The sequence below is a fragment of the Treponema sp. UBA3813 genome, from assembly GCA_002368605.1.
Lineage (GTDB): Bacteria > Spirochaetota > Spirochaetia > Treponematales > Treponemataceae > Treponema_D.
The window spans coordinates 1-12,044 of the sequence record DFEB01000030.1 but is presented as its reverse complement, the minus strand read 5'-3'; the positions used below and the strand labels follow the sequence as shown (position 1 = coordinate 12,044).

The 12,044-nt window shown below is 45.4% G+C and carries 15 protein-coding genes and 1 pseudogene; 7 read left to right on the top strand and 9 right to left on the bottom strand.

Annotation, left to right across the window (positions count from 1 at the left end; translation table 11 throughout):
• Both B2089_RS04685 and B2089_RS04680 read left to right on the top strand, forming a co-directional pair.
• Positions 1-183: hypothetical protein (locus B2089_RS04685; protein WP_414717860.1), on the top strand; the 183-nt coding region annotated here is incomplete at its 5' end.
• A gap of 146 nt (positions 184-329) precedes the next feature.
• Positions 330-2,081, top strand: a complete 1,752-nt coding sequence (locus tag B2089_RS04680; protein ID WP_296320059.1) for a 1-deoxy-D-xylulose-5-phosphate synthase — start codon at positions 330-332, stop codon at positions 2,079-2,081.
• A gap of 123 nt (positions 2,082-2,204) precedes the next feature.
• On the opposite strand, the gene B2089_RS04675 is transcribed toward B2089_RS04680, so the two are convergent.
• The 8 genes from B2089_RS04675 to B2089_RS04640 form a co-directional block, all read right to left on the bottom strand.
• Positions 2,205-3,143 (bottom strand): SIR2 family NAD-dependent protein deacylase, encoded by a 939-nt coding sequence (locus tag B2089_RS04675; protein ID WP_296320063.1) that lies wholly within the window; start codon positions 3,141-3,143, stop codon positions 2,205-2,207.
• A gap of 145 nt (positions 3,144-3,288) precedes the next feature.
• Positions 3,289-3,711 carry an Rrf2 family transcriptional regulator gene (locus tag B2089_RS04670; RefSeq protein ID WP_296320065.1) on the bottom strand — a complete coding sequence of 141 codons (423 nt, stop codon included), beginning with the start codon at positions 3,709-3,711 and terminating at the stop codon, positions 3,289-3,291.
• Positions 3,702-4,031: a GNAT family N-acetyltransferase gene (locus tag B2089_RS04665; RefSeq protein ID WP_296320068.1), complete on the bottom strand. Its 330-nt coding sequence runs from the start codon at positions 4,029-4,031 to the stop codon at positions 3,702-3,704. Before B2089_RS04665 ends, B2089_RS04670 begins: the two co-directional genes overlap by 10 nt.
• 63 nt (positions 4,032-4,094) lie before the next feature.
• Positions 4,095-4,724, bottom strand: a complete 630-nt coding sequence (locus B2089_RS04660; RefSeq protein ID WP_296320071.1) for an NAD(P)-dependent oxidoreductase — start codon at positions 4,722-4,724, stop codon at positions 4,095-4,097.
• A 257-nt stretch (positions 4,725-4,981) separates the two neighbouring features.
• Entirely contained in the window at positions 4,982-5,449 is a 468-nt protein-coding gene (locus B2089_RS04655; RefSeq protein ID WP_296320073.1) for a DUF5680 domain-containing protein, read from the bottom strand.
• A gap of 2 nt (positions 5,450-5,451) precedes the next feature.
• Positions 5,452-5,910 (bottom strand): GNAT family N-acetyltransferase, encoded by a 459-nt coding sequence (locus B2089_RS04650; protein ID WP_296320076.1) that lies wholly within the window; start codon positions 5,908-5,910, stop codon positions 5,452-5,454.
• A 117-nt stretch (positions 5,911-6,027) separates the two neighbouring features.
• Entirely contained in the window at positions 6,028-6,678 is a 651-nt protein-coding gene (locus B2089_RS04645) for a CatB-related O-acetyltransferase (protein WP_296320080.1), read from the bottom strand.
• A 55-nt stretch (positions 6,679-6,733) separates the two neighbouring features.
• A complete protein-coding gene (locus B2089_RS04640; protein ID WP_296320082.1) occupies positions 6,734-7,507 on the bottom strand; it encodes a protein-ADP-ribose hydrolase in 774 nt (257 codons plus the stop codon).
• 58 nt (positions 7,508-7,565) lie between these two features.
• Here B2089_RS04640 and B2089_RS04635 point away from each other — a divergent pair.
• Positions 7,566-7,664 (top strand): annotated as a pseudogene (locus B2089_RS04635) (ribonuclease Z); the annotation flags it as partial.
• A gap of 105 nt (positions 7,665-7,769) precedes the next feature.
• Entirely contained in the window at positions 7,770-8,405 is a 636-nt protein-coding gene (locus tag B2089_RS04630; RefSeq protein ID WP_296320085.1) for a master DNA invertase Mpi family serine-type recombinase, read from the top strand.
• A 16-nt stretch (positions 8,406-8,421) separates the two neighbouring features.
• Here B2089_RS04630 and B2089_RS04625 read toward each other — a convergent pair whose 3' ends face one another.
• Positions 8,422-9,249, bottom strand: a complete 828-nt coding sequence (locus B2089_RS04625; RefSeq protein ID WP_296320090.1) for an HNH endonuclease domain-containing protein — start codon at positions 9,247-9,249, stop codon at positions 8,422-8,424.
• 307 nt (positions 9,250-9,556) lie between these two features.
• On the opposite strand from B2089_RS04625, the gene B2089_RS04620 reads away from it, so the two are divergent.
• From B2089_RS04620 to B2089_RS04610, 3 genes are all read left to right on the top strand, one after another.
• Positions 9,557-9,742 carry a hypothetical protein gene (locus tag B2089_RS04620; protein ID WP_296320092.1) on the top strand — a complete coding sequence of 62 codons (186 nt, stop codon included), beginning with the start codon at positions 9,557-9,559 and terminating at the stop codon, positions 9,740-9,742.
• Positions 9,739-10,314 carry a hypothetical protein gene (locus B2089_RS04615; RefSeq protein ID WP_296320095.1) on the top strand — a complete coding sequence of 192 codons (576 nt, stop codon included), beginning with the start codon at positions 9,739-9,741 and terminating at the stop codon, positions 10,312-10,314. The genes B2089_RS04620 and B2089_RS04615 overlap by 4 nt, the downstream gene beginning before the upstream one ends.
• 12 nt (positions 10,315-10,326) lie before the next feature.
• Positions 10,327-12,044, top strand: a 1,718-nt coding sequence (locus B2089_RS04610) for a phosphoadenosine phosphosulfate reductase family protein (protein ID WP_296686145.1), incomplete at its 3' end; no start/stop codon positions are given.

Sequence of the window (12,044 nt, the reverse complement as noted above, 5' to 3'; positions counted from 1 at the left end):
CCGAGCAGCTGTGCTGCGAAGGCGTCAGGAAGCGGAGTGAGCGGCACCGACGGAAAAATCAAGCGGCTCTACAAAAACGCCACGGTAAAACAAGCCCTTGCCGTCCGTGGAGCCACCGCCCAGAATGAGCGGGCAAAGGCAGAAAAGGCCGTGGACGAGTGGGTGAAGAAGAGCGGAAAGTAGACTATAAGGAGAATCAAATGGACTACGAAAAAGGATATGTTTACAGCCTGATGGACAAGGGCGAACGCTACTACCACCGTACCGATGAGCAGTTGGTTCAGTTTGCCGCCTGGAAGCCAGAATTTGAGAAAGAGTAGGAGATTTATATGATTTTAGACACCATCAATTCGCCAAAAGACTTAAAAAAATATTCTGTTCCTGAACTTGAGACAATCGCAGGAGAAATCCGCGAGGGACTTTTTAACCGCCTTACAAAAATTGGCGGACACTTTGGCCCCAACTTTGGCTTTGTGGAAGCAACAATCGCACTTCATTATGTTTTTGACTCTCCGAAAGACAAATTCGTCTTCGATGTTTCCCATCAGGCCTACGCCCACAAAATGCTCACGGGAAGAAAAGCCGGCTACTTCGACGACAAGCGTTTTTCGGAAGATTCAGGCTACACGAACCCCGACGAAAGCGAGCATGATTTTTTCAATATCGGGCACACTTCCACTTCAATCGCACTGGCTTTGGGACTGGCAAAAGGCCGTGACATTTTGGGCAAAAAAGAAAACATCATCGCCATTATCGGTGACGGCTCCCTTTCTGGTGGCGAGGCCATGGAAGCATTGAGCGTTGCGGGAAGCGAGCTCAACTCAAATTTCATCATCGTAGTGAACGACAACGAAATGGCAATCGCGGAGACACACGGAGGAATCTACAAAAATCTCAAAGCCCTCCGCGATTCAAAGGGCAAGGCAGAAAATAACTGGTTCACTGCCTTTGGACTTGATTATCTTTATGAAGAAAAGGGCAACGACATTGCTTCCCTCATCAAAGTCTTCCAGCAAGTTAAGGATTCAAATCATCCTGTGGTCGTCCATATCCACACCCAGAAAGGCAAAGGCTACGAGCTTGCAGAAAAAGACAAGGAAAGCTGGCACTGGTGCATGCCATTCGACCGCTCTACGGGAAAGCCCACGGTGAATTTTGGAGGCGGCGAGTCTTATTTCGGAATGACCAGCCAATATATAGTAGAAAAAGCAAAAAAAGACAAGGATTTTGTCGTAGTCACGCCTGCAATGCCAATGGCTGTGGGACTTGGCCCAAAAGAGCGGAAAATTCTCGGAAATCAGTACATCGACACGGGAATTGCGGAAGAAGCGGCCGTAGCGATTGCTTCTGGAATCGCAAAGAACGGAGCAAAGCCTCTCGTGGTCACGAACATGACTTTCCTGCAGAGAGCCTACGACCAGATTTCCCAGGATGTCTGCATCAACAAAACTCCCGTCACCATGCTCATGAATTATTCTTCGTTTGACGGACTTACAGATGTAACCCATCTGGGCATTTTCGGTCTCGCGGTTTTTACAAATATCCCGAATCTTGTGGTCCTTTGCCCTTCCAGTGCGGAAGAATATATTTCCATGCTGGACTGGAGCATTGACCAAAAGGAAAACCCCGTCCTTATTCTGATTCCGGGAAACCAGGTGACCCACCGCCCGGCAGACAAAAATTACGACGAGCTGAACAAATTCAAAATCGAAGAAGAGGGCGAAAAAGTTGCCGTCATCGCTTTGGGGGATTTTTACCAGAAAGGAGAAGAAGTTGCCGCCGCAATCAAGGAAAAATGCGGATTTACGCCAACATTGATAAACCCGCGCTTCGCTTCTGGTCTTGACGAAAAAGTCTTGCGGGAGCTTGAAAAAAATCATCAGCTCGTAATCACCCTTGAAGACGGAATCCTTGAAGGCGGCTTCGGCCAGAAAATCGCTTCCTTCTACGGCTCAAGCAAAATGCTGGTAAAAAATTACGGCCTTGGAAAGAAATTCTACGACCGCTACAATCCGGCTGAACTTCTGCGGGAATGCGGCATGACGACAGAGCAGATTGTTGAAGATGTTAAGGCACTTTAAAAAACGAGAACATAAATCTTTATGAACACACATTTGCCCGCATGGCTCATCTTGTCTCTTTTTGCGGCGGACTATCTTTCAATCCTCGTGCTGCTTGCGACACTCTCGAATTTATTTGGAAAGTTACTTCGCTAACTCTTTTAGCACTTGCCCGATGTCAGCATTTATGCAGATTGAGTTATCAACTATTTCCTTTGGAACCGCCGCCTCGCCAAAATTGATGCAAGCGTAGGTGGCATTAGGGTTTTGCGCCGTCATCTGCCAGAAAGGATACTTGATGATGCCCGGCGTGTTCCCGCCCACACCCAGTTCCAAAAAGAGCACGCTCCCGCCGTCAGCCGCTTTCCGCGTGGTCAGAAACTTCTCGTAGCTCTCCGCCGCCTTGTACCAGCCCTCATCCTGCACGAAAGTGTCGTCCGCCCGAAGATTCATGCTCATGGGCTTACCGCAGATGGGGCAGCGGGGAATGAGCTCAGATGGAATTGTCATTGCCGGAATCTTTTCGCTGCCATTCCGAATCTGATTCGGAATCTTTTCCCCACTCTTAATAGATGCGGAATCAAGCTCAGCATGACATTGAACAGAAAAACCTTGAGCCTCCCACATGGCACGGACAGTTTCTTCGTTGTCGTAAGTCTTCTGGTGGCAAGGCTGTGAGCACTGAAAAAGGCCGTAGTCGCCTTGAGTGTAGTAGAGCCGCTTTTTGTCAAAGCCTGCTTTCTGAAAGCAATGGTCAACATTCGTGGTAATCACAAAATAGTCCTTGCCGTCCACAAGGGAAAGCAAATCCTCGTAAACCGGCTTGGGAGCCGACATGTAGCGGTTAATCATAATGTAGCGGCTCCAGTAAGCCCAGTGTTCTTCAAGACTCTCGTAGGGGTAAAAGCCGCCAGAATACATGTCCTTAAAGCCATAGCGGGCGGCAAAGTCAGAAAAATATTTTTCAAATCGCTCGCCAGAGTAGGTGAATCCCGCCGAAGTGGAAAGCCCGGCTCCAGAGCCGATGATTACAGCATCCGCAGAATCAAGTGCTTTTTTCAGTTGTGTGATGAGTTCTGTCATGATTTTCTATCCTCTTTTTTTTGGGTGCTCCCTTCCGCGGCAAGCCGCTACAGGTCGGGCTTTGCGCACTTCCGCTTTTCGCTCCATTCGTCCGCTCTCTGAGGTCGCTACCGAACGCCTTCGGCGGTGCTACAATCCCTAGCACTTACGGCAATTCCGAAAGCAAGTCGGCAATCGTCGTTTTTGCCAGTTCCGCTTCCAGAGCCTTTTGCGCTCTTTCAAGCGCAGGATCCAGCGCCCGGTGAATATTTCTTCCCACCGGGCATTTTTCGTTGGGATTTGGGTGAAAGTTAAAGACATCCCGCTCCTCTTCGCCCTCGTTTATTGCATTGTATATGGAAAGCAGCGTGATTTCCTCCGCCTTTTTCGCAAGATGAGAGCCGCCCACGCCAGCCTTAGTTTCCACAAGTCCAGCCTTCTGCAACTGCAAGAGAATCTTCCTGATGATAACCGCATTCACGCCGGTGCTGGCCGCGATAAAGTCCGAAGTGACGCGATTGTCCTTTTCAAAATACTGGATGCAGAGGATTGTGTGCACCGCCGCCGTAAAACGCACGCTTATCCGCATAATATCCTCCCTGACTGAAAAAGGCAGTCCTTCACCAGCATTTCGCCGATGTGTCTTCCCCTTGCCTCAGAGGAAACGGCATAGCTTGCGTTTGCAATGTGACTGCAGCGCCCCACATTGTTTGGGTGCAGGATGTAAAGCCCCAAAATCCTGCTGTTTTCTTCCGCAACTGCGCTCAGAGACTGGGAAGCAAAAAAATCCTTCCCGCTTTCTTCTGTCAGTGTCTCTTCCTGAGGAAATGCATTTCCTTCTTCAACGACTTCGTTCCAGATTGCAATCATTGCCGGAAGGTCTTTTTCGTTATAAGGTCTGATAGTCATAAAATTTCCTTTTTCCCAGTATACCAAAAAAACGGACGATTTTCACCGTCCGCCATTTGCGTCTTACGCTCTTACAAGAGAGATTCTCTGCTTAATGTGATTTCCCTTGGTGATTTCCTCCACCAGAGCCGCCGCATAGTCCGCATAGCTGATGATGCTTTCACCTTTTGCGTTGAGGGTAAGTTCCTCGCCGCCCCAAAGCCATTTGCCGGTTTTCGCGCCGTCTGCCTGGAAGTCCCCGGCAGGGCTGATGTAAGTCCACTGCACATCGTCGCGAGCACGGAGTTCGGTCAAGGCCTTTCCCATAGCGCTTGCAAGGGGCTTGAATGCATCGGGGAAGCCGGCCCCGTCCATGACCTGTGCCGTGTGCTCCTTGTTCACATAAAGGCTTCCCGCGCCGCCAACGACGATGAGACGGGTTTTGCTTCCGCTCAAAAGGTCGCACAAGTGGGCCAGAGATTTTGAATGATTTGGCAAGTCTGCCTCTGCCCACGCGCCGAAGGCATCAACCACAGCATCGAAGCCTGCAAGGTCGTCTTTTGTAAGGGCAAACAAATCTTTCTGCACGAAAGACTTTGCGCCGCTCTTGTTTTCGCTCTTTGCAAAGCCTGTCACCTCAAGACCCGCTGCCTGTGCTTCCGCAACAACCAGTTTTCCCACTTTTCCATTTGAACATACAACTGCGATTTTCATACGCTTTACTCCTTCGGCTATTTTTATTAGCAAATTTGATGTTAAGTTGATGTTGTTCTTTTCAACTTACAATAAATAATATAATACAGGTTTGTTGTAATGTCAATAGAACTTCATGATTTCATATAAAAATTTAAAATCATTTTTGTACATTTCAACATGATTGGCGGCCTGTTATTTTTGGCCCTCGTCCTTTTCGCCGAAGACATTGAAAGCAACCTACGTTTTGCAGAGTCAAGTTTGCCTGCATGCACTGATTAAGATATAAGACCGCCGTGAAAGTAGCACTCATAGACTTTTTTGTCGTGGAAGAAAATTTCTTCGTAGCCCTGAAACCAAGTAAAATCGCCGTTGACGCTGCACTTGTATGTAAAAACGCCGTCTTCGTAATGCTCAGGACCTCTGTAGGGCATTTTTTTGTCCGCATGACGCAGGGCAGCTTTTAAGAATTTTCCGCTGAAATCTTTAGAAAGAACCCGTCCCATATAGTTCATGGCGTAAACAGATTTTCCGTCTTTCCAGATAGCTTCTTCTCCCGCAAACTGCGCTCCTCCAACATAAGTGTCGTGGTAAGTCCAGTCGTCCTTTTGGTAGCAAAAATCGTGAGAATCGAGGCGTGTCGATTCAACTTCGTTCATAAAGGCCGCGTAAGTGTTTACATTTGCTTCAAGGCGAAATTGAATCAGCTCTCCAATATTCTCTGCACTTGTTTTCTTTATCTGCATTTTTATTCTCCCTGTGGAACGGCCTCGTTCAGGCTTTTGTTCCTGTAGTTTAAGTTTGTCCTGAGGCTGTAGCCCTGCTTTTCCCAGAAAGCGTTGGCCTTGTCGTTGTCCTTAAACACAAGTCCGAAGAGTTTTTGGATTCCTTCTTTTTTAAGGGCTTCTTCTGCTTTTGAAACGAGAGTGGCCGCAATCCCTTTCCGCTGAAAATCAGGATGGACGCAAAGATGATGGATGATTCCCCGCCTGCCGTCATGACCTGTAAGAATCGCTCCGACAATTTTTCCGTCAGACAGGGCCGCAAAGCATGTGGAAGGATTGCGCTTTATGTAACGGCTGATTCCTTCCCGGCTGTCGTCCACCGGATTCAAGGCCCGCTTGGTTTGCTCAACCTGATTCCACAGGGCGTAGAGTTCGTCGTAGTCCGCCGCAGTCATGATTTTATAAGTAAGCTTGTTTTCCATATTATTTTTTTCCTCTCTTGCAATTTACATCTCGTATAAAAATTCTTTTCGCTTTTCCGTTGGAGCGATTTTATTTCACTCCCTTGAACAAGCCCACACCAAAAAATAGCGTTTTTATCATTGTTCTGCCCCCATCATCCGTTTTTTCAGCTCAATTTTCACAGTTTCCAAATCTCCGCTCGTCAAAATCGGAATAAGAGCCTTGATTTCTCCTATCGGCTTATCCCACCAGGCGAAGCGTTCCAGCAGGGAAATCATCTCATCGTCAAAACGCTTGCGAATCACGCGGGCGGGATTCCCGACCGCAATCGTGTATGGCGGAATGTCGCTTCCCACGACCGCATTCGCCCCGATAATCGCACCGTCGCCGATACGCACGCCCGGAAGAATCACCGAGTTCTGCCCCAGCCACACATCGTTCCCGATAACCGTGTCGCCTTTTAGCGGCAGGTCGCTTTTTGAGGGCGGTCGCGCCTTCCATCCTTCAAGCGTGTAAAAGGGAAAAGTAGTGACAGCGTTCATCTGGTGATTCGCTCCGTTCATCACGAACTCCACGCCTGAGGCAATCTGACAGAACTTTCCGATGATGAGCCTGTCGCCGTTCCAGTCGTAGAGGTGGGTAACATGGCTTTCAAAGTCGCTGTCGGCAATGTAGGTAAAATCCCCCACGATGATGCTAGGATTTTTCAGCGTGGGCTTTATGTAGATTTCCTTTTCGTAGCCCGCAATCGGGTGGACTGTCATTGGGTCGGGCAGTTTTTCGCTCATTATTCTTTCCTCATTTTTATGGTACTTTCTTTATAGGGTGGCGAATCACAGTTTATCAGGAAAAAATTTCCCGATATATTTTCTCGTCCTTTTCGCCGAAGACATTGAAAATCACTTTGATGTCGCTCTCATTTTCTGCCTTCCACTTCCGCACGGTGTCTACGGCGATTCGGGCGGCTTTTTCTTGGGGAAAGTGAAAGACTCCGGTGGAAATGCAGCAAAAGGCGATGGAGTCGATTTTATTTTCCTTAGCCGCATTAAGGCAAGATTTGTAGCAGCTTGCAAGAAGCTGGCAGTCTTCCTCGGTAAGATGATTACCCACGATTGGTCCCACAGTGTGAATCACATAATCGCAGGGCAGATTAAAAGCCCTGGTGATTTTTGCCTGTCCGGTTGGCTCCTCATGTCCCTGCTTTTCCATAATGTCGGCACAGACAGCCCGCAGCTGGATTCCCGCAAAAGTGTGAATGCAATTATCGATGCAGGCGTGACAGGGTTGCCAGCAACCAGTCATTCCGCTGTTGGCAGCATTTACTATTGCGCCAACTTTAAGTGTGGTGATGTCGCCCCGCCAAAGATATAGTTCATTTTCGATTGGCTTCAGGCTTTCAATGTCGGTGATTCCACGGGCTTTGTTTTCTTCTATTAGATATTCATCCTGAATGCGCAAAAATTCTTGGCTTACAGGCAGACTCTCCCTCACATTCACCAGTGAGCGTAAAAGATATTTCTGCTCAGCTTCTGTTTGAGGCAGAGGCCTCTTTCGCCATTCAGGATGTTCAGCCAAAAGATATTCGATTAAAAAGATTCGTCTTTCTGCTTGTGTCATATTCAACAGTATAAGAGAAGAAAAAACAAAAGTCATTCCCAAATCCCCGGAAATTATGATTTTTATCTCACATACACACGCCGACCATGTGACGGGGCTTCCCGGAATGCTCATGCTCTCGGCCCAGGTTGACCGCACCGAGCCGCTATACACTCTGGCAGAAAAGGCCCGCGCTTTCTGGCATAAAAAGATTATGAAAAAAATTAGGGGAAGATAAGGAAAAAAACTTTCCTACGGTTAATATCTTCACTATCTTTATCATATGACTTATGGATATATTCGAGTGAGCACGGACAAACAAACAGTCGAAAACCAGCGTTTTGAGATAACAGAATTTTGTAAAAAAGAAGGAATTTCGATTAATGACTGGATTGAGGAGACTATCAGCGGAACTATCGAGCCGAAAAAGCGGGAACTTGGTAATCTCCTAAAAATTGTCAAAAAAGATGACCTTATAATCTGCTCGGAACTTTCGAGACTGGGCAGAAGCATTTTTATGATTATGTCGATTTTGAATCTGCTCATGGAAAAAGGCGCGAAAGTATGGACAATAAAGGACAATTACAGGCTCGGCGATGATATTCAGAGCAAGGTTCTAGCATTTGCATTCGGACTGAGTGCAGAAATCGAGAGGCAGCTAATAAGCCAGCGGACAAAAGAAGCCCTGGCACTACGCAAAAAGAACGGCAAAAAACTCGGCAGACCCCTTGGCTCTTTTGGGAATAAAAGCAAACTAGACGGTGCGGAGCTTGCATTCAGCGTTATGATTTTTGCGGGAACAAGCGTGAACAGAATTGCAAAACTTTACGGCACACACAGAAACACTGTGAAGAGATTCATTGAAAAACATAAACTTGATTCTTCGGAAAACATGGAAAAGGTGCGGAATCTTGGGTGAAGGGGAAATCAGAAAATTAGTTTGGTTCCCAGCCCGCTTCAAATCCGTTGAAAACAGCGTTGGAATACATGAGTGCAAGCTTTGAAAAAGTATAAGACTTAAATTCTTTTTGTATGAAAGGATGTTTTTTGAGGATTAATTTTTCATTTCTAAGCCTTATGTTGGTCAAGAATAATTGCGAAGTAAGTTTGTCAGATTTTTTTGAATTGCAGGCCGGGCAGGCAAGAACAAAGTTCCAGAGTTTGTCATCCTTTACGAAACTCCATGGAATGAAATGATCAACAGCGTTTTCTGAAAGTTTTTTGCCGCAGTAAAAACAGCTTTCCTGACCGAATTCAAACAAGACTTTGCGGTAAGAGTTCAGATTCTCACGCTCGGTTGAACGATCAAGTTTGCTTGCCAGCATGTAAGAGTCTTCCTCTTTGTTTATTCCTTCAAGATATTTTATCCATTCAAAGTAATTGATTTTCTCGAAATCACTGCGATACTTAGCGAGCGTAAGAAAAAAATCCTTGTTCAGATAGATTCCGTCCCACTTTTGAGTTTTTGAAAAATGATAGAATTGCCATTGAGTGTCCGCGCAAAATGCACCCAAAACATACTTCGTGACTACGGATTTCTTTACATTCTGTGCAAGCTCCAGTTGAAGTTCCGGTTTTAAGCCTTCAAAAGAAAAGGGAATCTCTTTTACGGGAAAATTATATTTTGTACAAAAATCTTTTAAAATTCGCTCAATTGCCGAAAGATTTCCATTTTCGTAGACAGGCATTTGGTTAAGGTTAAATTTTAAAATCAAGTTCCAGTAGATTTCGGCAAAACGAAGGGAAATTGCATCAAAAGACAAAAAACATTCCGGAGAACTGTCCAAATCTACATTGAAAAGATTGTCCAGAATTGATTTGAAAAATACATATTTGTAAGAAGTTGTGCGTTTTGAATTGCCTAAAAGAGCATGGTTTATAAGCGTTATGACATCCTGATCAGAAAGTTCCTTAAATGGAATAAGATTTTCTTTTGAATCCCAACCGGATGATTGAGAGATTGAGGCAGGTTGCTCGTTTAAACGAACGTTTTTTGTGCTATCTTTCCCGTTTTATTCCCTAAATTCGCAAAATGTGTTATAATAATATGATTTGGAAGGAGGAAGGATTATGAGAACAATAACTAAAGAATATTTATCTGAGCAAAAAAAAGAAACGAATCCTCTTTCATATATACTGAATACTCCAAAACCTGACTTTACACAAATGCATAAAGAGAATTTGGAGTTTGAAGAATCAATGCAGAAAGCTCAGGCAGAAGATCGAAAGAAAATTATGGAGGTTCTGCAAAAATGATTGTAGAGTTTTCTGTTTACGACACAAATTCTTACACAGTCGAACATCTTTTGGATTCAAAAGAAAACGCAGAACTCGTTAATCTTTTTGAGGTAGGAAAAAACGCAAACGGTCTTGAGAATTATTTAAAATATGTTTCATATGATGACGAAGAAAACAATTTTAGTCGCACATATTTAGTAAAAGACAAGACTACAAAAGAACTTGCAAGTTATTTTTCTATTCGCACGGGTTTGATAACAATGCAGGTTCAAGACGATAAATTTGATTCAATCCCCGCAATAGAGCTTTCAAATTTTGCCGTAAATCAGAATTACAGGAAAAACCATCCCGATGTAAACAAATTGGGAACGTATACTTTTGAATACTTTGTGCTTCCCATTTCTCGTTGTTTAGCAAAATACATCGGAATTCATGCTCTTTACATTTACGCTCTTCCGAACGACAAATTAATCGACCATTACTCAAAAATGGGCTTTTCTCGTTTGCCAGCAGAACAAGAGCAGTTCGTTCAATTCCATGTAAAGCCTAAATACGATGACGGCTGTATTTTCATGTATCAGATTTTATAGGCTAGACAGATTATGCAACAAGAAGACAGCACAAAAAACGTTCGTTTTTCCGCACACATTTATTACTGCTCGCACTGTGATGTTCCTGTCATCACCTCTCTAAATGACGCAGAAGAAAACCGTTCCTTGCCAAAAATCAACGAGGTGACTGGAAAATCTACCTGCCCCTTGTGTGGCGGTGAAACTCAATATCTTTCCACGGACTTGCGGCCTGTATTCCCGCAGGAGCGTCTTTTGACGGAACTGCTTCTTGGAAAAGAGCCTTTTTTCCTCAGCCAAAAATCCGTCTGGTGTGAAAACAGCCGCTATTATTTTGACGGAAAATCAAAATCCATTCCTTCAAAAGTGTTCCTTGATGCAGACACAGATATTCTTAAACAAAAACTGGAAGAACTGAAAACTCAGAACGAGCGGCCTGAAATCACGGCTGCGTTTGATAATCAGATTGAGCGATTTGTAAAGGCCAACGGCTCTAGATTGAACGCTCTGATTAACGAAGCCCACGACTTCATCAAAAAAGAGGCAGCAAAATTTCCTACAGAAAATATCGTTCTTTCTTTCTCAGGTGGAAAGGACTCAAGCGTAACTGCGGACATCGTGACCAAAGCCCTTTCAAATCCGAGCCTTGTTCACATTTTTGGAAACACGACACTTGAATTCCCGACCACGCTGGAATATGCCGAACGATTCAGAAAAAATCACCCTTTTGCGATTTTTGAGACAGCCATAAACGACGAGCAGGACTTTATAAAGGTCTGCGACGACATAGGCCCACCCGCCCGCATGATGAGGTGGTGCTGCTCCATGTTCAAGACCGGCCCGATTACCCGCACTTTAAACGCCCTTTACAGAAATCAAAAAGTCCTCACATTTTACGGAATAAGACATGCTGAGAGCGTAAGCCGTTCAAAATACAATCGTGTTGAAGACAGCAAAGAGTCCGTAAAAATCCAGAAGCAGACCGTGGCAAGCCCGATTATCGACTGGAAGGACATTGACGTATGGCTTTATCTTCTGGCAGAAAAAGTTGATTTTAACGACGCATACCGTCTGGGCTATGACCGGGTAGGTTGCTGGTGCTGTCCAAATAACAATCAGCGGGCTCAGTTTTTAAGCCGCATCTATATGAGTGAACGCAGTAAAAAGTGGCGGGACTTTTTAATCGCTTTTGCAAAAAAAATAGGAAAGCCTGACCCGGAAGTCTATGTTGACTCAGGAAGCTGGAAGGCTCGCCAGGGTGGAAACGGACTTTCCAGCGCAAACGACGTGAAAATCCGCTTCACAAACTGCACGGCTGAAGAGCATGCAAAAAATTACGCCCTTGTCCGTCCTTTTTGTGACGAACTAGTAAATCTTTTCGTTCCTTTCGGAAAGGTGAGCCGGGAGCTTGGACGGAAGCTTTTGCACGAAGTTCTGATTCTTGATGTGCGGACAAATGTTCCTATCATTTCGATTCAGCCTTTTACGGTGGACGGATTTGAGAATGCGGTAAAGGTGAGGACCATGAATGTGGCCGACCATGAGGACTTGCAAAGGCAGATCAGCTATCAGATAAGAAAGTTCAATGCCTGCAGAAAGTGCCTTAAATGCGAGAGCGTCTGTAAGAGCGGGGCAATCAGTATTACGGCGGAAGGCTATTACATAGACGAAGAAAAATGCGTTCACTGCAAGATGTGCGTGAATCAGGCGGTCCTGGCAAACGGCTGCCTCATGGCAAAATATTTGAGGAC